Genomic DNA, 23,496 nt, shown 5'->3' on the forward strand with positions numbered 1-23,496 from the left:
TCAGATCAGCTGGTACAGATAGCGCCGGTAGGCCGCCAGCCCGATGAACTGCAGGACCAGGATGCAGCTCCACAGATAGACCCAGCTCGCCGGCGAATCGTAGCTCGCCAGTACGGCGTCGCGTGTCAGATCCACGCCGTGCAGCACGGGATTGAGATACAGCACCGTACCCAGCCCGGACGGCAGCATGTCCATCGTGAAGAACGCGCCGGACACGAAGAACAGCGGCCGCGTGACGATCGAGAAGATCTTGCGCAGATCCTGGAACACCGTGCCGAACACCTCGAACACCAGCCCCAGGCTCAGCCCCAGCGCGAACAGGCTGAACAGGGCCATCGCCAGTTCGAGCAAGCGGATCTGCGGCATCTTCAGTCCCAGCCACGACCACGCCAGCAGGAACACCAGCATCACGCCGGTCATCATCAGCGCGTCGATGACGCTGCGCGCCAGCATGATGTCGATCGGCTTGATCTGCCGGTAGTTGAACAAACCCTTCTGGTTCATGCACACGCCCTGCGTCTGCGCCAGCGAGTTCGAGAACAGGAAGTACGGCACCGCGCCGAAGACGAAGAACACGACCGGGCTTTCCTGGTAGATCACGCCACCGCCGCCGGTCACCGAGGTGTGCAGCGCGGTCAGGATCGCCACCGTCGCCGCGGGTTCCGCGAGTGCCCAGAAGTACCCGAGCCGGGCCCGGCCGTACTGGGCCTTCATCTCGCGCAGGAGAAAGGCGCGCACGGAGGTCAGGAACACTTCCCAGTGGGAACGTCCGGCGCGTCGCGGCGGCAACGGCGGAATCAGCGGTTGTCCTGGCGGCTGCCCGGCCTGCTCACTCGACATCGGCAGCCCGGGCGGCGCAGCCGCGCTTGCAAGGTGTGCTGGAGGCGTGCATGACTGGAGACCGGCGCGCCACTAGAATGCGCGATTCCCGGCGGCGCCCATTATTACACGATCGGAACCCCCTTTTGCCTGGTCTGACCGCAGCGATGCCCTCGATCCCACTGCTGGCACGAGCCAAGAGCTACTACGCCCGGCTGCCGGCGGCCCGCGCCTATCTCGAACGCCACGGCCTGCGCATGACCCTGCTGCGCGTCCTCGACGTCCTCGTCCGCGAGTCCGCCCTCGACAGCGTGGCCGCCGCCAACCAGTGGCTGGACAAGGCAAGAGGCGTCAACGTCGCCACCGATGCGCGGCACTTCGGGCGACCGTCGGTGGCGATCATCGGTGCGCTGGATCTCCCCCAGTGCAAGAAGTACCGGGTCATGCAGAAGATCGAGGAACTGGCCGCGCATGGCTGCGGCACCGTCGTCTCCAGCCACTTCGACGTGCCGCGCTCGTTCGACGTGCTGCAACTGGCCACCGCGGTCATCTTCTACCGCGTCCCCGACGGCGACGTGTTCCGCGGCTACGTCGAGGAAGCGCGCCGCCTCGGACTGCCGGTCTTCTACGACATCGACGACCCGGTGTTCTGCCGCACGATCTACGAGAGCAACGCCAACCTGAAGACGCTGGCACCGGCCGAACGCGCCCATCTGCTCGACGACAGCCGCAGGTACCTGGCGGCGATGCAGCAGTGCGACGCCGCAATCCTGAGCACGCCCGGCCTCGCCCTCGTGGCACGAACCTACCTCGAAGGCAAGCCGGTCCACGTCTGGCGCAATGCCATCGATGCGGAACTGCTGTCCATCGGCGCCGACCTGCGTGCCACGCCGACCGGACGGCGCGACGGCAGCCTGCGCATCGGCTACATGTCGGGCTCGCGGGCGCACGATCTGGACTTCGAACTGATCGCCGGGGCGCTGGCGGCGACGCTGCGACGCTTCCCCCACGTCTCGCTGACCATCGCCGGGCACGCAGGTATTCCAGACGCACTCAAACCCTTCGAGGCACGCATCTTCGTCCGCCCGTTCTCCAGCTACCGCGGCTACCTGGGCGCCGTCGCCGACACGGACATCGTCGTCATCCCGCTGCTCGCCGACACCTTCAATGCCTGCAAGAGCGCCATCCGTTACCTCGAGGCGGCGCTGCTGGAAGTCCCCTGCGTGATCAGCCCGGTCGGTGACTTCCTCAACGTGGCGCGCCACGGCGAAACCGCCCTGTTCGCGGAAGGCGAAGCGGACTGGGCGTTCTGCCTCGCCGATCTGATCGAATCCGCCGACCGGCGCCGCCGCATCGGCCAGGCGGCACGCACCGACGTGCTGGCGCGGCAGACCACGCGCGCGATCGCGGAAACTCTCGATCCGGCGCTGCTGGACACGATCAAGGGGCGTGCGCATGTCTAGGCGCGTCCTGATCGTCAACGTCTATTTCGCGCCGACCAGCTTCGGCGGCGCGACGATCGTCGCCGAGGAAATGGCCGAACGACTCGCCGGCCAGCACGGCTGGTCGGTCAGTGCCTTCACCTCGATGCAGGCCGGTCACCTGCCGGACTTCTCGATCCGCCGCTACCGCGCCCGTGCCGCCGACGTCGTCGCCGTCAGCCTGCCGGGCGTGTTCACGTACACCGAGCAGTACCTGAGCCCGCGCGTGCGCACGCGCTTCGCCGAAATGCTGGATGCCTTCGCGCCGCACGTGGTCCATCTGCACTGCGTGCAGACCCTGGGCGCCGACCTCATCGACGAGATCCGCGCGCGCCACATTCCGTTCGCCGTCACGCTGCACGACTGCTGGTGGCTGTGCGAGCGCCAGTTCATGATCGACGCACTTGGACATTACTGCTTCCAGGAGAAGATCTCGCCGGACCGCTGCCGCTACTGCGTCGACGACCATCAGGCCAGCGTCAGGCGCGCCGCATACCTGCACGAGCAACTGAGCAAGGCCGACCGGCTGATCTTCCCGAGCGCGTTCCAGCGCGATCTCTACATCGCCAACGGCTTTGCCGCCGAGCGCTGCGTCGTCAACAAGAACGGTGTGCGCCCGCCGTCGTCCGGGTACCGGCGGCGCCAGGCCGGCGGCGCACCCGTGTTCGGATTCATCGGCGGTCCGGGCCACATCAAGGGTGGCGACATCATCGTCCGCGCCCTGCAGCTGCTCGGCCGCGACGACATCCATCTCAAGGTCGTCGATGCCGCACAGAACGTCGGCACGAGCTGGCAGCGCGACGGCTACTGGAACGTGCCGTGCACGGTGGAACACATCCCCGCCTATACGCGCGAGACGATGGACGCGTTCTACGCCTCGATCGACGTGCTGCTCTTTCCTTCGCAATGGAAAGAAAGCTTCGGCCTGACCGTGCGCGAGGCGCTGCTGCGCGACGTCTGGGTGATCGCCACCGACGCCGGCGGCGTGTCGGAGGATCTGGTTGCAGGCGACAACGCCAGCCTGCTGCCCCTCGACGGCCGTCACGCCCCTCTGGCCGAAGCGATCGCCGACTGCCTGAAGCGGAGCGACTGGGCCGAGTACCGCAACCCGCACAAGGCGACGGTCACGACGCTCGACAGGCAGGCCGCCGAACTGTCGAATCTGCTCGATGCGATCGCGCAGGTCTGAGACCTGAAGTCCGCACATGGGAAAGAAAAGAACCCTGTACCTGCACATCGGCCGGCCCAAGGTCGGATCGACGGCGCTCCAGCACTTCCTGTGGAACAACCGCGAGCGGCTCGCCCAACAGGGCATCCTCTACCCGGCGACACCGATGCTGCAGAAGGCATCGCACAAACTCGCACTCGTGTTTCAGCCGGAGCTGCCCGATGCACGCTCCGTCCGCGGTACGAGCGCCGAGGCGATCTATGCCGCGATGCTCGCCGAGGCGCGGCGGTCCGGCCTGCGTCGTCTCGTCGCCTCCTCGGAGAATCTCTTCCTCGTGGATCCGGCGCTGCCCGCAGCGCATCTGCGCGATCGCTACGACACCAAGATCGTCTGCTACGTGCGCCGCCAGGACGAGGTGCTCGCCTCGAGTTATGTCGAGGAGCTGAAGTCCGGCCTGATCAGCGGCAGCCCAGCAGTCGAACACTATGTGGACGACCCGGAGCGCCTGCGCTGGCTCGACTACGCCGCGGTCCTCGACCGCTGGGCGTCGGCGTTCGGCACCGAGAACATCCTCGTCCGCGTGTACGAGACCGGCCAGCTCGCCGGCGGCAGCATGCTCGACGATTTTGCGGCGCTGATCGGCGCGGATGTCGCGGCGCTGTCGAAGCCCAGGACCCGCCTCAATCCGAGCCCCGCCCGCGACGTCCTCGACTTCATCGTCATGCTCAACGAGCTGCCGGTACCGGTCGCCTCACAGAAATACCGGCTGCGCGATCCGCTGCTGATGTTATCCGAGCACATGGGCGCGAACGGAAGGTTCGACGCGAAGTCCATCATCCCGGCTGCGATCCGGCAGGCAGTGCTGGAACGCTTCCGGGAGTCCAATGCCGAGGTCGCGCGCAGATATCTCGGCCACGCGGACGGCGTGCTGTTCCGGGAGCAGCCCCGCGAAGCGAGCGCCGCCGCCGACCGGTCGTATGCAGGGCTGGAGCTGGACCGCTTTGCGCGCATGGCAGCGATGCTGTTCAGCTTGCAACAGCATCGCATCCTGCAGCTGCAGAAGCAGATCGACGAGCTCAAGGCTCGCCTCGGGCGATGAACGCCACGTCCGGCCCACTGCATGACACGGCCCGCTGCCGCACGGCCGTGCTGGTGCTCGGCCCGCACCGTTCCGGGACCAGCGCGCTGACGCGCGGACTGGTCTGTGCCGGAATCGATCTGGGCCGGGACGTGCTGGCGGCCAATGCCGACAATCCGAAGGGCTTCTTCGAGAACGCCCGGCTCGTCGAGTTCAACGACCGCCTGCTCAAGCATCTCGGGCTGTGCTGGGATTCCTTCGGGCATTCCGATCTCGCGGGACGGTTGGCGGACCTGCCTCCGGATTGGAGAAATGAAGCCGCGACATTGATCCGCAGTCAGTTCGGGCCGGACTCGGACATCGCCGTCAAGGATCCACGGCTGTGCCTGCTCGCGCCGTTCTGGGATGGTGTACTGGACGAGGCCGGTTATCGACGCCAGTACGTGCTGGTCATCCGCCATCCGGTCGAGTGCGCCGAGTCGCAGCGCAGGCGTCATGTCGCCGACCCGCGATTTCACTTCGTCGGAGGCAGCATCACCGAAGGGGTCCTGCTGTGGGCGAGCTACATGGAGGCCGCACTCCGCTTCTTGGCGGACAGACCCTTCCTCTGCGCCAGCCATGCCGCCTTGATCGACGATCCCTCGACGAGCCTCGGCGCATTGTTGACACAACTGGGATTTTGCGCGCCGGCGGCCGAGCTGCAGGAGTTCATTCACGGCTTCATCGATCCGGCTCTGTACCACCACCGCGCCGACGCGGCCACGACCGATCGAGCCGACGGGTTCTCGCCTTACGTGCAGGTGTATCAGGATCTGCTCGCGCCTCGTCCTGATGCGGCGGCACTCGGCCGAAGACTCGAACGACTGATTGCGTCCGACGCCGCGCTGCTCGGTACGACTCAGCGTTGCTACGTGCGCGCCCGCCATGCCGCCGTGGAGGCGGGCCTCGAACTGCTCGAAGCCAAGCGCATCATCGCCTTCCAGGAGCACATGCTGGCCGAGAACCAGCGCAAGATCGAGGAGCACCAGAACCAGCTGGACGAGGCCAAGCGGCAGTTCGCAGCCGAGCGCCGGAAGTCCGAAGAACTCGCGGTCGCGCTCGCCGCCTGCGAGGACCGCCGCAGGGTGACCGGTCCCGCGCCGCGTCCCGCCAAGCACCATCCCGAGGGCCGTCGATGAGCGGGCCCTGGCGGCTGCACCCGCCGCTGAGCATCGTCGTCGCCTTCCACAACATGCGCCGCGAAGCGGCGCGCACGCTGTTTGCGCTGACCACCGCATTCCAGCGCAACGTGCACGAGCGGGACTACGAAGTCATCGTCATCGACAGCAACTCGCGCGAGGCACTCGACGCACGCTGGGTGGAATCGCTGCAGCGCAACTTCCGCTACCGCTACGTCGAGTCGGACGTGCCGACGCCGAACAAGGCGATGAACGCCGGCATCCGCATGGCGCGCGGGAGGCATGTCTGCTGCATGATCGACGGCGCGCGCATTCCGTCGCCGGGTGTCGTGTCCGGCATGATCCGGGCGAGTTCGGCGCTGAACCCGGCCTACGTGATGACGCTGGGCATGCACCTGGGCCCCAAGTCGCAGGACCAGTCCGTGTCCGAGGGCTACGATCAAACGGTCGAGGACCGCTTGCTCGACACTGTGGACTGGAAAAGCGACGGCTACGAGCTGTTCCGCATCGCCGCACCGGCGGTGTCCTCGCGCGGCGGCTATTTCGCGCCGATCGCGGAATCGAACTGCTTCACGGCACCGCGCAAGGTCCTGCTGGACATCGGCGGCTTCGACGAGCGCTTCGTCGAACCGGGCGGCGGCCTCGTGAACCTGCACATCCACAACCGGCTGGTGACGCATCCGCAGTTGCAGCCAGTGATGCTGCTCGGCGAGGCGACCTTCCACCAGTTCCACGGCGGCGTCGCCACCAACACGCCGGCCGCGCAGTCGCCGTTCGCACGCTTCTGCGCCGAGTACGAGCGCGTGGTCGGCAGGCCGTTCGGCAAGGCGTGGCGCGAGCCGCTCTACTTCGGCGCGATGCCGCTTCAGGCCAGGGCGCTGCTGCTGCCGGGCGACTGACGACGCTTCAGCGCAGGTCGCGGAAGTGCCGCAGGAAGCGCATCACGCGGCCTTGCTCGCGGGCGCGCTTGCGCGCTCCGGTGAGGATCACGTCGTCGGGCAGCAAGTCGATCGGCCCTTCGTCGGCGTAACGCGCCAGCACCGCTGCGCTGGGCGTGGCGATGAACCAGGTCTGCAGGGTATGCGGCCAGTCCAGCTTGGCGCAGTGCAGGCCGGCGCGCTCGCACTCGGCGCGGATCGTCTTCCACGCGAAGAAGTTCAGGCCCGGATAGACCCACTCGTCCTTGTACAGGTCCTCGTGCCGCTCGACGAAGGTGGCGACCAGCACGCCCTCCGGCGCGAGCGCGCCCGCCACGGACCGCAGCGCCTGCCGCAGCTGCGTCGGCCCGGTGTGGCTGAAGATGGACTGCGCGAGCGCGAAGTCGAAGCGCGTGCCGCCGAAGCCGGATAGATCGAACCGGTCGTTGTGCACGAAGCGCGGACGCCGCATCCGGGCCAGATCGCGCCCGACCTCCTCGGCGAGGCCCTGCTCGACCAGCTGCGCATGGGGCTCCAGCCCGAAGTAACCGTCCGGCCGCAGGTACGGAATGAACAGCCGCCCGCCACGCAGCGAGCCGCAGCCGACGTCGAGGAGACGGTGATGCTCGCGCAGGCCCAGCATCACCAGCAGGCTGAACTGCAGGCCCGCGGCGAGGTCGTAGTGCTCGGCACGGCCGACGTAGGCGCGGTGGTGGTCGTCGCCGGGCCTGGCGTCGGCGGGTGGCGGCGTGGACACGGACGGCGCGGTCGTCGCGAGCTCCCAGCTCTTCATCAGCTCATCGGCGGAGTACCGGAGCCACTGCAGCGTCTCGCGGCGCGCATAGCCGTAGAGCCTGGGCGTGCGATTCGGAAGCTCATAAGGCTTGCCGCGGATGGCCTCGTACTGCTGCTTGTACACCGCCAGCTCGCGCGGCACGTCGGCGGCCGGGCGGTTGGCCATCGTGCCGCCGTGGACCTGGTGGAAGGTCGCCTCGCCGAGCAGCGTGAACAGCGCCACGTCCGCCAGCTCGCAGGCGCGCTTGTAGAAGTCCAGGTTGACGATGCCGCCGCCCGGCAGATCGAAGCGCTCGTCGTAACCGCCCAGGCGCTCGTAGATCGCGCGCGGCAGGAACAGCAGGTTGCTTTCGGCGATGCGGTACAGCCAGCCACCCCGGCTGCCGCCGGCCGGCGCGCAGGCATCGAACATGCGATAGCCGTCCCTGGTCCAGTCGATGCTGCGCAGCAGCTCGTCCTCGACCTGCTGGTTGTAACCCTGCGCCTGCGAGCGCGTCTGGATGTCCGGCCCGAGGTGGAAGCCCACGGTGCCGACCACCGCCGGTGCATGACGCTCCAGGCACTCGAGCGCCGCGGCGAGCAGTCCCGGCGAGGCGATGCGCGCGCCGTCGATGAGGATGCCGACGTACTCCCCGCGCGATTCGCGCACGCCGCGGTTGATCGCCGCGGCCGGCGACGGCTGCGCCTTGTCGATGCGGATGTGGCGGAAGTTGGGCCCGTGCGCGGTCGTCGCCGCCGGATCGAGCGGCTGGCGCGAACCGTTGTCGATGGCGATGACTTCGTAGTCCCCGGCGGTGATGTCGCGCTGGTACGCGGCGGACAGCGAGTGCAGCGTGCGTGGCGCCTCGCGCGCCATGTCGTAGAAGATGGCGATGACCGAGAGCCGGGGCCGATGGGCGGCCGACATGCCGTTCATGCCGCGATGCTCAACAGGCGCGCATACACCTCACGCACGGCCGGCGGCAGACCGACGTCCGGCGTGGCCGAGTTCTTGCGCAGCTCCCGCGCAAAGAACTGGAAGCCGCCTGCGGGCGGCGCCAGGCCCAGCTGCGCGGCCAGCGCCTCCAGCGCGTGCAGATAGCGCTCGTGCGGCCAGTCGAAGCTCACCAGCGGGAACCGGTAGCGCTGCTGATACGCCAGCAGGCGCCGGTTGTACGCGAGCCAGATTCGAAAGCTGGTGTCGGTGTCGAACTGATTGCGCGCCGCCAGCGAAGCCGCGACGGCCAGCGGATGCCGGAACGTGCCGACGAAGCGCAGTGCAGGCAGCGCCTCGATCCAGCCGTCGAGCACCAGCAGGCTGCGCGGCTCCTTGAAGCCCCAGACGCGGTCCGTCGGAAAGCCGTCGATCAGCTCGCGCAGGCGCGCGCGCTGTTCGGCTGTCCACGCCACCGGCTCGCGTGGCGCCTGATCCCAGGCGCCGCCGTTGGCGCGCAGCACGTCGTCGTGCAGATCCATGATCGCGCGGTTCTCGCGGTTGCCGCGCGCGTTGAACGGCGCCTGCGTGTTGACCTCGCCGAGGAACAGCCCTGCCTCCTCCAGGCTGCCGGCCAGGCAGCTCGTGCCGCTGCGATGCATGCCCAGGATCGCGACCGGCGCCGCGGTGCTCGTAGTCTGCGTGGTCATCGTCAGTATATTGTAGGAGCGGCGCCTGGCCGCGAGGAAAGTCGCGGAACCCGGGTGTACCGGTTCCGTGGATCCAGGATTCAGTCGTAGTGATACCGGCAGGCGACGATGGCCAGATCGCTGTCCTGCGCCGTATAGACCAAGCGGTGTGTCTCGTCGATGCGCCGCGACCAGAATCCGCTCAGGTTTGCCTTGAGCGGTTCCGGCTTGCCGAGTCCCACGAAAGGGCTTCGGAGCGTGTCCTGGATCAACAGATTGATTCTCTTGAGCGTCTTGCGGTCCTGGGATTGCCAGTAAACATAGTCTTCCCAGGCTGCGACGGTCCAGACGACCCGGCTAGGCATCCACGAGCTTCCGCGGCCTCACCTTGCCCTTGCGAAGCTGTTCGATCGAGCGCGCGAGATGCGCCGCATTGGCGGGCGTCTTCAGAAGGTGCACGGTCTCGATCATGCTGTTGAACGTGTCCAGCGACATGACGACGGCGTCTGGCGCGTCCCTTCGGGCAATCACCGCGTAATCGGCGTCGTCAACGACCGAATCGATGACCTTCTTGAGGTTATTGCGGGCCTCGGAGAAATTGATGACTCTCATGGCTAACTTGTCCAATATATTGGACAAGCATAACGTGCCAGAAAGTTGCCGACAAGGCGGGCGGGCGCCATGCACGATCCGTGATCGCCCGTGGGAGCGGCGGCCGGCCGCGCAGTCGCCACGCACGACGAATCGCGGCCATCGATCGCTCCTGCATCACAGACGTCTCGCGCCGTGACTTCAGCTCAGCCCGTGCGCGTGAACTTGAGCATCCGCTGGCCGCGCGGGTGGCCCCAGTCGCCGATGAACTCGAACGTCCACGGCAATCGCTCGACACAGTAGGCGAAGTCGGCGACGCGGTAGTGGTACGGGTCTTCGGTGGGATGCGTGTGCGCATCGAGATTGGGGATGCGCGCCGGCTGCGTCCAGTCCTGGTCGTCCGGGACGATGAAGGCGGTCGCGTAGAACCTGCCGCCGACGCGGAACGCCGGCGCCAGCCGCGTCAGGCACAGGCGGATGTGGTTGAACGGCAGGTGCGTGAACACCGACTGCGCCAGGCCCATGTCGAAGGCCACGCCGAAGCGCGTCGCGGTGAACCCGGCGTCGCACAGCAGATTCGCCCGCGGCAGCTTGGCGGCGAGTCCGCGCGGGGCGATCTCCTTGTCATAGCCGGCGTCGAGCAGTTCCTGCGAGATGTCGATGCCGTAGTAGCGGCCCGGATCGAGATACTCCACGAGGTGGACGCCGCCGCGGAAACAGCCGCAACCGACATCGACCACGCGCATGTCCGGCGTCAGGCCCTGCTGGCGCAGGAACTCGCCCTGCAGGCGGCCGATCTCGTCCCACAGGCCGCCGACCCAGGCCCGGTGCTGCCCTTTCTGGATGGCCTCGTGCGCCTTGCCGGCGTCGTAGTAGTTGCTGATGGGCTTGCTCATGCCTGCGGATCCGCGGTCGTCGGGGCCGGTATGATGCGCGAACGCCGGCGCCGGGCATAGCCCGCGCCGGCGTCCGTCACGCCTCTCCGGCCGGTGTCAGCGCGGCTCGACGAACCACCACTGGCCATCGACCTTCACCCAGGTCTCCTTCTCCCAGCTCACGCTCGGCAGCGGCGCCGCCATCGGCATCGAGGCCGTGAAGATGTCGAAGTCGAGGCGCACGGTGACGCGCGCCTGCGTCTTCTTGTCGTCGTCGAAGGCCAGATCGACGATGGTCGCGCTCTTGCGCGCGATGCGGTTCTGGTACTGGGCGTTGAAGTAGTTCTGGTCGTGCGCCTTGCGATACGACGGTGTCGCGAAGCCATAGAGCTTCTTCAGGTCGAAGGCGATCAGCGCGTCCCAGCGCGCCTTGACGCGTTCGGCGAGCTTCTTCTCCTCGCCCTTGAGCTTGGCGAGGTCGATCGGCGCCGGCGTCGCCGCGGGCGCGAAGCGCGCCTCGTTCTCCTGGACCGCCTGCAGCGACTCCGGGTCCAGTTCCTCGTCGGCGCCGGCATAGTTGCGGCGCTGTTCCGCCGGCACCTTGCCGTCCGCCTTGGTTACGGCCCTAGTTTCGGCCCTGGTTTCGGCCTGGACCTTCGTGTCCGCCGCCTGCGCGGCGTGGGCGGCGAGCACCAGGCCCAGGGCGGCGATGCCGGCGGCGAGGCCCGGCTTGTGCACGTGTGTCATCGATGTCTCCTTGCTGAATGTGAACGTTGGCGCGGTGTCGGCGATGGCGCGGACGCCGGCCTCAGCCGCCGCGCGCCTTGCGCGGCGGCGGCTGTACCGCCGGCCCCACCGGCGCGGCCGGAATCAGTTCGCGCAGCACCGCTTCCAGCGCGTCGAAGTCGATCGTCGTCGGGTCGGGGTACTGGGCGCCGCGCAACTGCTCCATCGCGTTGAAGCGCAGCGCGCCGACCACCTGCGCCTCGATGTTCTTCTCCACTTCCTCGTAGCTCAGCTGGCGCGGCGGCACGATCTCCAGCAGCTTGACGATGTGCACGCCGAACTGCGTCGGAAACGGCGGGCTGATGTCGCCCGGCTTCTTCAGCGCGAACACCGCGTCCTCGAAGGCGATCACCGTCTTGCCGTCGCGCTGGATCGGGTCCGGCAGCACGCCGCCGTTGACCGCGCTGCCCTTGTCCATCGACTGCTGGCGCGCGGCCTCGGCGAAGTCCGCGCCGTTCTGCAGCGCCTTGTACAGCGCGTCCGCGCGCGCGGCCAGCGGCTCGACCTTGCACGGGCAGCCGTCGAGTTCGGTGAGCAGGATGTGCGCGACCTTGCGGCCTTCCAGCGTCCACAGCTTGGGCTTCTCGCGCAGATAGCGCTCCTGCTTGAGCGCGGTCAGATCCTCGGGGATCGTCACCGCGTCGCGCGCCTTGAGCAGCAGTGCATTGGACAGGATGCGGCGGCGCGCCTCGGCGAGCTGCGCCGCCACCAGCGGGATGTCGGCGATGCCCTCGGCCTGCGCCTGGCGCTCGAGCGCGACGTCCGAGTGCAGGTCCAGCACCAGCTCGCGCATGCGGTCCTGCGATCCTGCGTTGAGCGCCAGCACCTCGCGCGGCTGCGCGGCGAGCATCGCCCGGTAATCGTCGGCGGTGAGGGTGAGTGTCGCGGACCGGCTGACCACCGGCGCGTCCGCGGGTTTGGCGGCAGCGCCGTGGGTGAGGGCGCAGCCGGTCATCAGCAGGGGCAGCAGCGCCGGCAGGGCGCGGCGGATGACAGCTTTCGAGATGGCGTTCATCGTCCTTCGTGTGGTATGGGGTTGCAGACAGGCGCGCCGCGCGCGTCCCGCCGCGCGGGGGGCGCCATGATAAAGGAATGCCGGCGCGCTCAGCGCCGGCCTGCGTTGGAGCGTCCGCGGCGCCGAAGGTTCCGCGTTAGGTTCCGCGTCGCCGGCACGCGCCGCGCACGAAGGCGCGGCGCAAAAAGAAAGACGCCGGCGGTTGCCCGCCGGCGTCCAGATTGCATCAAACCGCCGAGACGCTTCCGCTTACGGAACGCCCACGCCGGTCACATAGCTGCGGATGTAACCGTGGTCGGCCGAGCTGGAGAAGCTCAGGTCCGGACGGTTCGGGAAGTTGCGCGTGCGGATGTTGAAGCCGATCACCGGCAGGCCGCGCAGCGTCACCGCGCCGTAGTTCTCCTGATCGAAGGCCGGCATCGCCGCGCCCTGCAGGTCCGAACCGAAGGCGTCGAGCTGCAGCAGCATCCAGCCGAAGTCCGACGGATTGGCGAGCACCTGGGTGGTGTTCACCGTCACGCGGTTCTTGATCAGGTTGCCGCCGTCGTTGCCCAGCGCGGTGCGCAGCGTGCCGGTCGAGTCCGTGAAGCTGATGACGTTGGTCTCATAGCACAGCGCGTTGGTCACCGTCGCGGCAGGCAGGGCCGGCGAGAATTCCGGCTCTTCCGGCGGCGTGGCGCCCGACTGCTCGGCACGGTCATAGACCGCGAAGCCGATCGTGCTGCAGGAGCTGCCGTTGGGCACCGTGCCGGTGAACTTCGCCTGGTACGGCGGATACGGCACCACACCCGTGTTGTCGAAGCCGGTGTCGGTGTTCGGACCCGCGTTCGGCAGGTAGGCTTCCGCACGACCCTTGATGCCGGTGGTCGGCAGCGCGACGTTGTCGACGATCACCTGCGCCTGGTCGCTGCGCGACTGATCGACGTAGAACGCCTTGGTCGGCTGCGTGACGATCCAGTCGGTGGACACGCCCAGCGCCGGGTTGGTGGACCAGTCGTTGATCGCGGTCGCGCGCTGGATGGTCAGGCTGACCGCATCCACGCCGCGCACGTCCTCGACGACCGCGGCCGAGGCCGTGGCGTAGTAGGTCGCATCCGGCTCCAGCGTGGCGTCATGCCAGTAGTTGCCGGCTTCGCCGTTCTTGTCCTCGATCAGGTACGCCGTCTGCGGGAAGGCGTCGTTGAGGGTCGGCTCGAGGAAGGTCTGCACCTGCTGCGCGGTGATCAGGTTGCGGCAGGACTCGACCGTGGTGTTGTCGCCCGCCGCACCGTTATTGACGTTGTTGAGCGTCTTCGTGGTCAGCGTGGTCGGATTGACGGTGATGTTGCCGGCCGCGCAGGTGTTGCCGCTTAGGCCGTTCGGGCACCAGTTGGTGCCGGTCGTGCCGTTCCACAGCGTGCGACGTTCCACACCGCGATCCAGATCGCAGTTGTAGTTGTCTTCCGGAATCACCAGCGCGGCGAACTGGCCCGTGCCGGTCGTGATGCCCGAACCCGGGTCGTTGGCACCAGTCTGGGTACGGACGCCGCCCGGGTTGTAGAAGTTGGCCCAGGTGGTGGCCGAGTAGCCGGTCTCCGTGCCGCGCGCCGGGTTCAGCAGCGTGAAGTTGAACTTCAGCGCGCTGATCGGTTCGCCGAACTGGCGGGCGGTGCGCAGGATCGTCGTGCCGCCGGTGCCGTTGGTGAAGGCGGTCTGCAGCGTCGCGCAGTCGTGGTCCTCGATCGCGCGGCCGATGAAGCGCAGCTTCTGGCTCGCCGACAGCGCGGCGTAGCCGGCCGAGTCGATCGGCACGCCGACGACCGGGTTGACCGAGTCGTCGATGCCCCAGTTCGGATCGGCATAGCCCATCACGATGAACTCGATGTAGCCCTCGGACAGACGGCTCTTCGAGGCGGTGGTCAGGGCGCCGCCGGCGTCCGAACCCAGGCCGCCGTCGGCGTTGGAGTCACCACTCTCGGAACCCGAGAAGCCCAGCGGGCGCAGGTTGATCTCGAACGCAGCGCCCGTGCCGTTGCTGGCGCGGGTGTTGGGCACCGTGCAGGTGTACTTGCCGGCGGCGTTGGCCTGGTCGGCGTTGACGAACACCGGGGCGCCGTCGGCGTTGGCGCGCACGACGCCGGTGAAGACGTCGAACGCTGACAGCAGGACGGTGAAGTCCAGCACGTCACGGCTGTTCAGCGCTTCGTGGAAACGGACCTTGACGGCGACCGGGCGGTCCTGCGTGTTGATCAGGTTGATGGTCGATTGCCAGCCTTCACGCGTCGTGTAATACGGCGCGATGGCGACTTCGCCAACGCCTTCGGTGGCGATGTTCACCGCCGAAGCATTGGTCGAGAGCATCGCCGCGGCAATGGCTGAGAATGCCACTGTACTGCGAAGTACTTTCATGAGTTGAAACTCCCAAAGGATTGATGAACCCGGATGATCGTTCCGGCCCGCTGCAGGTACCGGACGCTTACTGCGTACTTCTTCTAGAACATCCGCTGCAAACTCTACCACAGTTCGCGCGGAGTTCTATCCGCCGACGCAGCGGTACACGAGTCTTTGCACATGAGTCACTGCAACGCCCCGTCTGCCGCCCGTACTGCAGTTGACCGCAACATCTATCAAGGCCCCGCAAACAACGGCGAGTGCCGACGGCGAAGCTACGCCCGCGATTTTTCAGTGTCAAGAGAGTTTTTGATGACATCGCGCGCGCCGCGCGAACTGGGTCACACGCGCAGCGTCGCGCACACGGCGCGGATTAAGATGTGCGGATGTCCATCGTTCTGCGCCGCGCGTCCCTCGCGCGGCTCCATCTCCGACACGGCAGCGTGCTCCCCGTCGCAGCGAGCCTGCTGGTTACGCCGCTGCTGGCCTGGCAGCTCGCCGGCCTGGTGTGGGCGCTGGTGCCGCTGCCGGACGCGGCGTGCTGGCAACCGCCGCCGGTGGCACCGGCCGAACCGCCCACGGCGCAACGCGCGCCGGCCGACGTCGAGCGGCTGATCGGCGCGCGCCTGTTCGGTGAGTACCAGGCGCCGTCGGCCGGCCGCATCGAACACGCGCCGGACACGCGGCTGGCACTGAGCCTGCTCGGCATACTCGCCGGCGATGCGCGCACATCGCGTGCGCTGATCGGCCGCGGCGGCGAGGAGAAGGCCTACGCGATCGGCGCCGAGGTGCTGCCCGGCACCACGCTGCACGCGATCGAGACGGATCGCGTGATCCTCGCGCGCGGCGGCAAGTACGAGACCCTGCGCCTGCCGACGGACGCGGACGCCAGTGCCGTGCGCGGTCGCGCGCGGCGCGGCGCGGCGCAGGACGCGCAGCCGGCGCCAGGCGAGTCCGCAGCCGGCGAGCCCGCGGCGGACGATGCAGGCCAGACGGCGTCACCCGCGCCCGCGGTCCGCGAACGGCGCGCGCACGGACGCGTCAAGCCGCAGAAGGGGGCGCGCAACAGGTAAGGACTGCGCACGGCCGCCGCTACGCCGGCGCGCGCCACTTGATGTTGCAGCCCATGCTCGGCTTCTGGTCGGCATCCGGCGCACGGCCGGCGAGCACGGCGTCGAGCGCGGCGCGCAGGTCGGCGCCGGTCAGCGGCACCCCGTTGCCCGGCGACGAGCCGTCGAGCCGGCCGCGATAGACGAGCCGCAGCGCGCCGTCGAACAGGTACAGGTCCGGCGTGCATGCGGCCTGGTAGGCGCGCGCGACCGACTGGCTCTGATCGTAGAGGTAAGGAAACGGATAGCCTAGCCGCCCGGCGACGCGCTTCATCTGTTCCGGGCCGTCCTCCGGGTAGTGTTCGGCGTCGTTGCTGGAGATGGCGACGAAGGCCACCCCACGCGGCTGGTAGTCGCGCGCGACGCGCACCAGCTCGGCGTTGACGTGCTTCACGTAGGGGCAATGGTTGCAGATGAACATGATCACCGTGGCCCGGTCCGATTTCAGTTCGGACAGGCCCAGGGTCTTGCCCGAGACGGTGTCGGGCAGCGTGAAGTCCGGAGCGGTCGTGCCCAGCGGCAGCATGTTCGAGGGGGTCAGTGCCATACAGGGCATCCTAGGTGCGGCCCCCGGCCGCGACAAGCAGTGCGGCGCTGGCCCCTCGTCTCCGGCTTCATTAAACTATCCGTCCATCCGTATGAACAGATGCGGCGCGCGGCGGATCCGTCCGTGCGACTGCCCTGTTGCATTCCATTCACCGTTTGAGTCGAGGTCCCCGACGTGAGCCAGGCCCATCACAGTTATCTGTTCACTTCCGAGTCCGTGTCCGAAGGCCATCCCGACAAGGTGGCCGACCAGATCTCGGACGCGGTGCTCGACGCGATCCTGGCGCAGGACAAGCGCGCGCGCGTGGCCTGCGAGACGCTGGTCAAGACCGGCGTGGCGATCGTCGCCGGCGAGATCACGACCAGCGCGTGGGTCGATCTCGAGGCGCTGGTGCGCGGCGTGATCAACGACATCGGCTACACGTCGTCGCACGTCGGCTTCGACGGCGCGACCTGTGGCGTGCTCAACCTGATCGGCAAGCAGTCGCCGGACATCGCGATGGGCGTGGACCGCAAGAAGCCCGAGGAGCAGGGCGCGGGCGACCAGGGCCTGATGTTCGGCTACGCGACCAACGAGACCAAGGAGCTGATGCCGGCGCCGATCTACTACTCGCACCGTCTGGTCGAGCAGCAGGCCAAGGTGCGCAAGGCCAAGAAGGGCGGCCTGCCGTGGCTGCGCCCGGACGCGAAGTCGCAGGTCACGCTGCGCTACGAGAACGACGTCGCCGTCGGCCTCGACGCGGTGGTGCTGTCCACGCAGCACAACCCGGACGTCAAGCTCAAGGATCTGCGCGAAGCGGTGATGGAAGAGATCATCAAGCCGGTGCTGCCGGCGAAGTGGATCGGCAAGCAGACCAAGTTCCACATCAACCCGACCGGCAACTTCGTCATCGGCGGCCCGGTCGGCGACTGCGGCCTGACCGGCCGCAAGATCATCGTCGATTCCTACGGCGGCTGGGCGCGCCACGGCGGCGGCGCGTTCTCGGGCAAGGACCCGTCCAAGGTCGATCGCTCGGCGGCCTACGCCGCACGCTACGTCGCCAAGAACATCGTCGCCGCCGGCCTCGCCGACCGCTGCGAGGTGCAGGTGAGCTACGCGATCGGCGTCGCCGAGCCGACCTCGATCATGGTCACGACCTTCGGTACCGGCAAGATCAGCGACGCCGCGCTCGACAAGCTCGTGCGCCGGCACTTCGACCTGCGCCCCTACGGCATCACCCAGATGCTCGACCTCGTGCACCCGATGTACCGCGCCACCGCGGCCTACGGCCACTTCGGCCGCAAGCCCTACGAGGTGACGCTGGCCAACGGCGAGACCTTCACCGCGTTCTCGTGGGAGAAGACCGACAAGGCCGAGGCGCTGGCCGCCGACGCGAAGAAGCTGAAGTAAGAACTGCGTGGATGCACGCGAAGGCCGCCGCGAGGCGGCCTTCGTTTTTGTCGCGGCCGGGGGCCGCTCCGACCGGGCGCGCTTTCTTGTAGGAGCGGCCCATGGCCGCGATTTCACTTCGCCCCGATCCAGACTGCATTCCAGAATGGATAGTCGCCGACACGCGCGACGAGCCCCGCCCGCACAGGATTGCAGATGATGTAGCGCGCCACCGTCACGACCTCCTCCTCGCGACGCAGAGCGTGATCGTGATAGCCGCGCGCCCGTAGCGGGCCCTTACGACGCAGAGCGGCATTGACCGCTCGCGCACTTGCAGACTTCAGCTGGCGGATCAGGAATCCAGAGTGCCGCGTTCACCGAGTTGCAGCAGCCAATGGGCATGGTCCGGCATCAGCACCCACGCGAGCATGTGCGCATTGCCCAGCAGCGCGGAATCCTCGAAGCATGGGCAAGCGACGCAAGAAACGGCAAAGCCACAAAAGACCGGCTCCCGGTCCACGGTCGTGGCCGTGACGTTGTAGATCTGATTCGGCAGCGACACGCGGCCGCGGCGAAGCGCGCCGTGTCCTTTGCCAGGATTTCGCGCCATACGCCCAGCATCGCGGCCATGGGCCGCTCCTACAACCGCAAACGCGCGCGGAGCGTGATCTGCGCCTCATGCGCGTCTTGGCTCAGCCGTCAGCGTGCCGCCGTCCGTGCCGCCTCGGCGCGTTCCCAGGCGCGCAGGTAGGCCTCGGCCGAACGGAAGACGTACTGCAGCGCCTCCGGCCCGCCCGGCTGCATCTGCATGTCGGCGATGAAGTCCGGATACAGGCCGTAATGGGCGACGCCATCGACGTTGAGGTCGAACACACGCTCGCCGGTGACCTGGCGCTCGAAGGTCACGCGCCCGTCGTAGGACCGGAACGGATAACGCAGCGGATTCTGCGCGGCGTCCGCGCGCGGCGGCGGCTGGTTGTGCAGGCCGTTGATGTCGGCACCGAAGCCGGTGCCCAGACCGTCGGTGCTGCCATGCACTTCGCGGTACAGGTCGATGAGGTCGTGGATGAACGCGACCGTCGCCGGCGCAGGCTCGTCCGGCAGGTTGGAGATGATCCCGCCCAGTTCGAGGATGCGCCGGCTGTCCTTGGCGGCGCTGATCTCGCCGGTGTGGCCCGACAGCACCGGTACGTTGCGCGACTGCGCGATGTCGAACATGCGCCGGCGCGCGATCTCGCCGGTGTGGTCGGTCTCGATCAGGATGCCGCGGTCGATCATCGCGTTGACGAAGTAGTCGCCCAGCGCGGTCAGGCCACGCGCGTTGCGCACGCAGCCGGTCACCGGCGGCAGCGGCGGCGGGCCGAGCACCTGCAGCAGCAGCGTGTCGAAGATGCCGCGCCCCTCGTCCGTGGGCGTGGCGCCCTGCGGCGCGCGTTCGTCGAGCTGCTCGCAGGGAATCGTCGCGTAGGGATGTCCGGTGGCGACCGTGTTCGCGGTCTGGTACAGCGCCGACAGCGCCGGGTCGTCGGTCAGGCGCGTGCCGCCGAAGGCGTTGTCGAGCAGGTGGATCGGGAAGATCGCGCGCAGGCCCTTGGCGTACCAGGCATCGAGCTGTTCGTCGATGTGCTCGCGCGTGCACAGCGGCGAGTCGAGATACTCGCCGCAGTCGAACACCTTTTCGTTCTCGGTGCCCAGCACCACCGCGAGCTTGCCGTCCTCGATGACGCGCCGCGCCTGCGCCGAACTGGTGACGATGCGGAAGAAGCCCCTGCCCGGCCCGCCCATCTGCGCGTCGATGTAGTCCTGCAGCTCGTGGACCATGTCGTACTGGAGCTGGATGCTCTCCATCTCGTTGCAGTCGTACTGGCGCACCGGCCAGAGCTGGCACAGCTCCTCGTTGGCGACGAAGTGGTTGACCATCAGCCGCAGGCCGCCCATCCAGGCACGCTGCAGCCAGATGTAGTAGGTCTGGTGATGCGTCTGCCCGCCCCAGCTGGGCCAGTCCCGGTAGGTCGGCCAGCCGACCGTGTCGTGCGGCGGGAACTGCCGCTCGGCGTTGACGAAGGTGTCGAGCACGTCGAGCACGCCGTTCGGCCCATGATCGACCGCGCAGTTGCCGAGCGCATGGGTGATGCCGAATTTGTGGAACGGCGCGCCGTAGCTCATGCGCCCGCCGAGCATCATCGAGCCGCCGAGGTGCATGTGCGTCTCGGCGTAGCCGAACACCGTGCCATCCGGATTGCGGCCCTTGAACGGTTCGCCGACCGCGTTGAGCTGCGCTTCGGGAAACTCGGCGCAACCCGCCGCCGGCACGAAGTCGTAGCGCGCCGGCCCGCCGGCGTCGCCGAGCGCGTCGCCGGTCAGCGTCGAGACGATGGTGAACGCATGGCCACCGCCATCGACGGTCCACTCCGAGGCATCGCTGGGCTCGGCCACCATGCGCAGGCTGCGCGGACCGCGCAGCGCATCGAGCAGCGCGGCATCGCGGCCGAGGCGGTCGCCGACGCCGTCGATCGTGTTGCCGACCGGGTCGAGCGGCGGCGGCAGCCACAGCAGCTGATCGCCCACACCCGCGACCGTCGCCGCGCCGCGGCCCGCGCCGTCCTGCGCGCCGTCCACCGCCGCGTCGTTGGCCGCCGCCAGGGTCAGGAAACGCTGCGCCGGATCGAAGAACGCATAACGTCCGAGTGCCGTGGCCTTCATGAAAAACGGGGTCGCCGCGCGCGCCTCCGCCGCAGCGAAGCGCAGCGTGCCGTCGGCCTCGGCGACCAGCTGGCCGCCGTCGGCGCTGCGCTGCACGAGATAGCAGCCGCCGGCCATGTCATAGCGGGTCCGGGCCGCGGCAGTCTGCACGTCCGCGCCGGGCGGCGCACTGCCGCTGCAGGCGGTCAGGATCATCCAGGCAGGCAAGCACGCAAACGCACGCATCGGCGCTCGAACGGATCGGGTGGGACGCGCACCTTAGCAGCCGAACACGAGACGGCCGGTAGTAAATACAACCACTTCTGAACTATATCCTTCCATCCGCATAAGCGGATATACTGCGCGCCGTCTTTCACCCACGCCCTGCCACGACCGCCATGAACGCCGCCGCCACGCCTGCCGCCTCCCGCCTCCCGCCCCACGATTTCAAGGTCCGCGACCTGTCGCTCGCCGAGCTCGGCCGCAAGCGCATCCAGATGGCCGAGCAGGAGATGCCCGGCCTGATGTCGATCCGCGCCAAGTACGCGCCGCTGCAACCGCTGAAGAACGTGCGCGTGACCGGCTCGCTGCACATGACCAAGGAAACCGCGGTGCTGATCGAGACGCTCAAGGCGCTCGGTGGCTCGGTGCGCTGGGCCTCGTGCAACATCTTCTCGACCCAGGACGACGCCGCCGCGGCGGTCGCCGCCGCCGGCACGCCGGTGTTCGCATGGAAGGGCGAGACGCTGGAGGAGTACTGGGATCTGACGCTGGACTGCATCACGCACCGGCTGCCGGACGGCACGCTCGGCGGGCCGGAGCTGGTCGTCGATGACGGCGGCGACGTCACGCTGCTGATCCACAAGGGCTATGAGCTGGAGCAGGGCGACCGCTGGGTGGACACGCCATCCGACAACCACGAGGTGCAGGTGATCAAGGACCTGCTCAAGCGCGTCGCCAAAGAACGCCCGGGCTTCTGGACCCGCGTGGTCAGGGATTGGCGCGGCGTCTCCGAGGAGACGACGACGGGCGTGCACCGCCTGTACCAGATGATGGAGGCCGGCAAGCTGCTGGTGCCGGCGATCAACGTCAACGACTCGGTCACCAAGTCCAAGTTCGACAATCTCTACGGCTGCCGCGAGTCGCTCGCCGACGGCATCAAGCGCGCGACCGACCTGATGGTCGCCGGCAAGGTCGCCGTGGTGTGCGGCTACGGCGACGTCGGCAAGGGCTCGGCGCACTCGCTGCGCGGCTTCGGCGCGCGCGTGATCGTCACCGAGATCGATCCGATCAATGCGCTGCAGGCGGCGATGGAGGGCTTCCAGGTCGCCACCGTGGAGGACACGCTCGGCACCGCCGACATCTACGTGACGACCACCGGCAACAAGGACGTCATCACGCTCGAACACATGCGCGCGATGAAGAACAACGCGCTGGTCTGCAACATCGGCCATTTCGACAACGAGATCCAGATGGACCGCCTCAACAAGGCGGCGGACGTGACGCGCGACACCATCAAGCCGCAGCTCGACAAGTACACGTTCGGCGACAGCGGCCGCTCGATCTACGTGCTCGCCGAAGGCCGCCTGGTCAATCTCGGCTGCGCGCATGGCCATCCGAGCTTCGTGATGTCCAACAGCTTCTCCAACCAGACGCTGGCGCAGATCGACCTGTGGCAGAACAAGGACCGCTACCAGAAGACCGTCTATCGCCTGCCCAAGAAGCTCGACGAGGAAGTCGCGCGCCTGCACCTGGAACAGATCGGCGTCAAGCTGACCCGGCTCACGCCGGAACAGGCCGCGTATCTCGGCGTGCCGGTCGATGGCCCGTACAAGCCGGAACACTATCGCTACTGACGTCGTGAGACGTGAGGGGTGAGCCGTGAGACGTGAAAAGCGCCGGCACGAAGACCTCGAGGTCTGGCGCGACGCGATGGACTCGGTCGAGGTCGTCTATCGACTGTCGGCTGCCGTTCCCGCCGATGAGCGATTCGGACTGACCGCACAGATTCGCAGGGCGGCGGTCAGCATCCCCGGCAACATCGCGGAAGGTTCCGCGCGCCGCGCGCGCGGGACTCGTTCAGATTCTGCATATCGCCCGCGCGTCGCCGTCAGAGGTCGAAACTCAGATTCAGATATCCCTACGGCTCGGATTGGTCGCGTCAGTCGATCAAGTGGAGGAACTCGCGGATCGCGTATTCGCGAAACTCAACGCCATGATCCGGAGCCTGCAGTCCGCAAGGAGCGCTGAACCGCAATGACGTCTCACGTCCCACGTCTCACGTCTCACGAGATCCATTTCTCCTTCGAACTGTTCCCGCCGCGCACGCCGGCCGGTGCCGAGAAGCTGCCGGCGATCGTCGCGCAGCTCGCGGCGGTGCAGCCGGCGTTCTTCTCGGTGACCTACGGCGCCGGCGGCTCGGACCAGCAGGGCACCTACGAGACGGTGATGCGAGTCATCGACGACACCGGCATCGACGCGGCGCCGCATCTGACCTGCGTCGGATCGACACGCGCGAACATCGCCGCACTGCTACAGAAATACCGTGACAGCGGCATCAGGCGCATCGTCGCGCTGCGCGGCGATCTGCCGGCCACCGCGGTGTCGAGCGAGGCGCCGGGCGAGTTCCGCTACGCGAACGAGCTGGTGAGCTTCATCCGCGAGACGCACGGCCAGCACTTCACGCTCGAAGTCGCGGCCTACCCGGAGATGCACCCGCAGGCACCGAATCCCGACGCCGACTTCGACAACTTCCGCCGCAAGGTCGCAGCGGGCGCGGACGGCGCGGTGACGCAGTACTTCTTCGCCGCCGACGCCTACTTCGACTTCATGGAGCGCTGCTCCCGCGCCGGCATCGCGATTCCGGTGGTGCCCGGCATCATGCCGATCACCAATTTCGCGCAGCTCACACGTTTCTCGGCTGCCTGCGGTGCCGACATCCCGCGCTGGATCCGCCTGCGCCTGGAGCAGTACCAGGACGACAAGCAGGCGTTGCTCGACTTCGGACTCGACGTCGTGACGCGCCTGAGCAGCACCCTGCTCGACAACGGCGCGCCGGGCCTCCACTTCTACACCCTCAACCAGGCCGAACCGACGCTGCGCCTGTGGAAGAATC

Annotated in this window: 20 protein-coding genes and 2 pseudogenes; 10 read left to right on the forward strand and 12 right to left on the reverse strand. The window is 67.8% G+C overall.

All coding sequences use genetic code 11. The features are described 5' to 3' along the window. A complete protein-coding gene (locus AAG565_RS03260; protein WP_348818118.1) occupies window positions 1-738 on the reverse strand; it encodes an ABC transporter permease in 738 nt (245 codons plus the stop codon). Window positions 739-986: 248 nt separating this feature from the next. Here AAG565_RS03260 and AAG565_RS03265 point away from each other — a divergent pair, with 248 nt between their 5' ends. The 5 genes from AAG565_RS03265 to AAG565_RS03285 are packed head-to-tail and all read left to right on the forward strand — an operon-like array spanning window position 987 to window position 6,623. Continuing rightward, on the forward strand, window positions 987-2,282 hold the full coding sequence (locus tag AAG565_RS03265; protein WP_348818119.1) for a glycosyltransferase: 1,296 nt from the start codon (window positions 987-989) through the stop codon (window positions 2,280-2,282). Next, window positions 2,275-3,489 carry a glycosyltransferase family 4 protein gene (locus tag AAG565_RS03270; protein ID WP_348818120.1) on the forward strand — a complete coding sequence of 405 codons (1,215 nt, stop codon included), beginning with the start codon at window positions 2,275-2,277 and terminating at the stop codon, window positions 3,487-3,489. The genes AAG565_RS03265 and AAG565_RS03270 overlap by 8 nt, the downstream gene beginning before the upstream one ends. Window positions 3,490-3,505: 16 nt before the next feature. Then, window positions 3,506-4,567: a hypothetical protein gene (locus tag AAG565_RS03275; protein WP_348818121.1), complete on the forward strand. Its 1,062-nt coding sequence runs from the start codon at window positions 3,506-3,508 to the stop codon at window positions 4,565-4,567. Beyond that, window positions 4,564-5,724, forward strand: a complete 1,161-nt coding sequence (locus AAG565_RS03280; protein ID WP_348818122.1) for a hypothetical protein — start codon at window positions 4,564-4,566, stop codon at window positions 5,722-5,724. The genes AAG565_RS03275 and AAG565_RS03280 overlap by 4 nt, the downstream gene beginning before the upstream one ends. Further along, a complete protein-coding gene (locus AAG565_RS03285) occupies window positions 5,721-6,623 on the forward strand; it encodes a glycosyltransferase (RefSeq protein WP_348818123.1) in 903 nt (300 codons plus the stop codon). The genes AAG565_RS03280 and AAG565_RS03285 overlap by 4 nt, the downstream gene beginning before the upstream one ends. A 7-nt stretch (window positions 6,624-6,630) precedes the next feature. Here AAG565_RS03285 and AAG565_RS03290 read toward each other — a convergent pair whose 3' ends face one another. The 8 genes from AAG565_RS03290 to AAG565_RS03325 all read right to left on the reverse strand — a co-directional run bounded on the left by AAG565_RS03290 (window position 6,631) and on the right by AAG565_RS03325 (window position 14,693). After that, a complete protein-coding gene (locus AAG565_RS03290) occupies window positions 6,631-8,352 on the reverse strand; it encodes a glycosyltransferase (protein ID WP_348818124.1) in 1,722 nt (573 codons plus the stop codon). Beyond that, window positions 8,349-9,059, reverse strand: a complete 711-nt coding sequence (locus AAG565_RS03295; RefSeq protein WP_348818125.1) for a sulfotransferase — start codon at window positions 9,057-9,059, stop codon at window positions 8,349-8,351. Before AAG565_RS03295 ends, AAG565_RS03290 begins: the two co-directional genes overlap by 4 nt. Window positions 9,060-9,139: 80 nt before the next feature. Then, window positions 9,140-9,403 (reverse strand): Txe/YoeB family addiction module toxin, encoded by a 264-nt coding sequence (locus AAG565_RS03300; protein ID WP_348818126.1) that lies wholly within the window; start codon window positions 9,401-9,403, stop codon window positions 9,140-9,142. Beyond that, window positions 9,396-9,650: a type II toxin-antitoxin system prevent-host-death family antitoxin gene (locus AAG565_RS03305; RefSeq protein WP_348818127.1), complete on the reverse strand. Its 255-nt coding sequence runs from the start codon at window positions 9,648-9,650 to the stop codon at window positions 9,396-9,398. The genes AAG565_RS03300 and AAG565_RS03305 overlap by 8 nt, the downstream gene beginning before the upstream one ends. A gap of 185 nt (window positions 9,651-9,835) precedes the next feature. Then, window positions 9,836-10,525, reverse strand: a complete 690-nt coding sequence (locus tag AAG565_RS03310; RefSeq protein ID WP_348818128.1) for a class I SAM-dependent methyltransferase — start codon at window positions 10,523-10,525, stop codon at window positions 9,836-9,838. Between the two features lie 96 nt (window positions 10,526-10,621). Then, window positions 10,622-11,251 carry a hypothetical protein gene (locus tag AAG565_RS03315; RefSeq protein WP_348818129.1) on the reverse strand — a complete coding sequence of 210 codons (630 nt, stop codon included), beginning with the start codon at window positions 11,249-11,251 and terminating at the stop codon, window positions 10,622-10,624. Between the two features lie 61 nt (window positions 11,252-11,312). Beyond that, a complete protein-coding gene (locus tag AAG565_RS03320) occupies window positions 11,313-12,305 on the reverse strand; it encodes a peptidylprolyl isomerase (RefSeq protein ID WP_348818130.1) in 993 nt (330 codons plus the stop codon). A gap of 249 nt (window positions 12,306-12,554) precedes the next feature. After that, window positions 12,555-14,693, reverse strand: a complete 2,139-nt coding sequence (locus AAG565_RS03325; protein ID WP_348818131.1) for a hypothetical protein — start codon at window positions 14,691-14,693, stop codon at window positions 12,555-12,557. Between the two features lie 425 nt (window positions 14,694-15,118). Between AAG565_RS03325 and AAG565_RS03330 the strand changes: the two genes are divergently transcribed. Further along, complete coding sequence (locus tag AAG565_RS03330; protein WP_348818132.1) at window positions 15,119-15,748, forward strand: type II secretion system protein N; 630 nt, start codon at window positions 15,119-15,121, stop codon at window positions 15,746-15,748. Between the two features lie 19 nt (window positions 15,749-15,767). Here AAG565_RS03330 and AAG565_RS03335 read toward each other — a convergent pair whose 3' ends face one another. Beyond that, window positions 15,768-16,331, reverse strand: a complete 564-nt coding sequence (locus AAG565_RS03335; RefSeq protein ID WP_348818133.1) for a thioredoxin family protein — start codon at window positions 16,329-16,331, stop codon at window positions 15,768-15,770. Window positions 16,332-16,505: 174 nt separating this feature from the next. On the opposite strand from AAG565_RS03335, the gene metK reads away from it, so the two are divergent. Next, a complete protein-coding gene (metK, locus tag AAG565_RS03340) occupies window positions 16,506-17,720 on the forward strand; it encodes a methionine adenosyltransferase (protein WP_348818134.1) in 1,215 nt (404 codons plus the stop codon). Window positions 17,721-17,833: 113 nt separating this feature from the next. Here metK and AAG565_RS03345 read toward each other — a convergent pair. Together AAG565_RS03345 and AAG565_RS03350 are read right to left on the reverse strand one after the other, a co-directional pair. Continuing rightward, a pseudogene (locus AAG565_RS03345) lies at window positions 17,834-18,309 on the reverse strand (transposase). An 89-nt stretch (window positions 18,310-18,398) separates the two neighbouring features. Beyond that, window positions 18,399-20,627 carry a hypothetical protein gene (locus AAG565_RS03350; RefSeq protein ID WP_348818135.1) on the reverse strand — a complete coding sequence of 743 codons (2,229 nt, stop codon included), beginning with the start codon at window positions 20,625-20,627 and terminating at the stop codon, window positions 18,399-18,401. Between the two features lie 152 nt (window positions 20,628-20,779). On the opposite strand from AAG565_RS03350, the gene ahcY reads away from it, so the two are divergent. The 3 genes and pseudogenes from ahcY to metF form a co-directional block, all read left to right on the forward strand. Beyond that, window positions 20,780-22,237: an adenosylhomocysteinase gene (gene ahcY / locus AAG565_RS03355; RefSeq protein WP_348818136.1), complete on the forward strand. Its 1,458-nt coding sequence runs from the start codon at window positions 20,780-20,782 to the stop codon at window positions 22,235-22,237. Window positions 22,238-22,262: 25 nt separating this feature from the next. Then, a pseudogene (locus tag AAG565_RS03360) lies at window positions 22,263-22,641 on the forward strand (four helix bundle protein). Continuing rightward, on the forward strand, window positions 22,638-23,496 hold an 859-nt coding region (gene metF / locus AAG565_RS03365; protein ID WP_348818137.1), incomplete at its 3' end, for a methylenetetrahydrofolate reductase [NAD(P)H]. The pseudogene AAG565_RS03360 and the gene metF, both read left to right, overlap by 4 nt.

The sequence above is a fragment of the Fontimonas sp. SYSU GA230001 genome (assembly GCF_040066175.1).
Taxonomy (GTDB): Bacteria; Pseudomonadota; Gammaproteobacteria; order Nevskiales; family Nevskiaceae; genus Solimonas.

Coding starts and splice junctions, on each gene's coding strand:
- AAG565_RS03305 (WP_348818127.1), bottom strand. CDS start 9,650: ATGAGAGTCATCAATTTCTCCGAGGCCCGCAATAACCTCAAGAAGGTC.
- AAG565_RS03335 (WP_348818133.1), bottom strand. CDS start 16,331: ATGGCACTGACCCCCTCGAACATGCTGCCGCTGGGCACGACCGCTCCG.
- ahcY (WP_348818136.1), top strand. CDS start 20,780: ATGAACGCCGCCGCCACGCCTGCCGCCTCCCGCCTCCCGCCCCACGAT.
- AAG565_RS03285 (WP_348818123.1), top strand. CDS start 5,721: ATGAGCGGGCCCTGGCGGCTGCACCCGCCGCTGAGCATCGTCGTCGCC.
- AAG565_RS03275 (WP_348818121.1), top strand. CDS start 3,506: ATGGGAAAGAAAAGAACCCTGTACCTGCACATCGGCCGGCCCAAGGTC.
- AAG565_RS03310 (WP_348818128.1), bottom strand. CDS start 10,525: ATGAGCAAGCCCATCAGCAACTACTACGACGCCGGCAAGGCGCACGAG.
- AAG565_RS03270 (WP_348818120.1), top strand. CDS start 2,275: ATGTCTAGGCGCGTCCTGATCGTCAACGTCTATTTCGCGCCGACCAGC.
- AAG565_RS03290 (WP_348818124.1), bottom strand. CDS start 8,352: ATGAACGGCATGTCGGCCGCCCATCGGCCCCGGCTCTCGGTCATCGCC.
- AAG565_RS03280 (WP_348818122.1), top strand. CDS start 4,564: ATGAACGCCACGTCCGGCCCACTGCATGACACGGCCCGCTGCCGCACG.
- AAG565_RS03295 (WP_348818125.1), bottom strand. CDS start 9,059: ATGACCACGCAGACTACGAGCACCGCGGCGCCGGTCGCGATCCTGGGC.
- AAG565_RS03300 (WP_348818126.1), bottom strand. CDS start 9,403: ATGCCTAGCCGGGTCGTCTGGACCGTCGCAGCCTGGGAAGACTATGTT.
- AAG565_RS03315 (WP_348818129.1), bottom strand. CDS start 11,251: ATGACACACGTGCACAAGCCGGGCCTCGCCGCCGGCATCGCCGCCCTG.
- AAG565_RS03325 (WP_348818131.1), bottom strand. CDS start 14,693: ATGAAAGTACTTCGCAGTACAGTGGCATTCTCAGCCATTGCCGCGGCG.
- AAG565_RS03265 (WP_348818119.1), top strand. CDS start 987: ATGCCCTCGATCCCACTGCTGGCACGAGCCAAGAGCTACTACGCCCGG.
- AAG565_RS03320 (WP_348818130.1), bottom strand. CDS start 12,305: ATGAACGCCATCTCGAAAGCTGTCATCCGCCGCGCCCTGCCGGCGCTG.
- AAG565_RS03350 (WP_348818135.1), bottom strand. CDS start 20,627: ATGCGTGCGTTTGCGTGCTTGCCTGCCTGGATGATCCTGACCGCCTGC.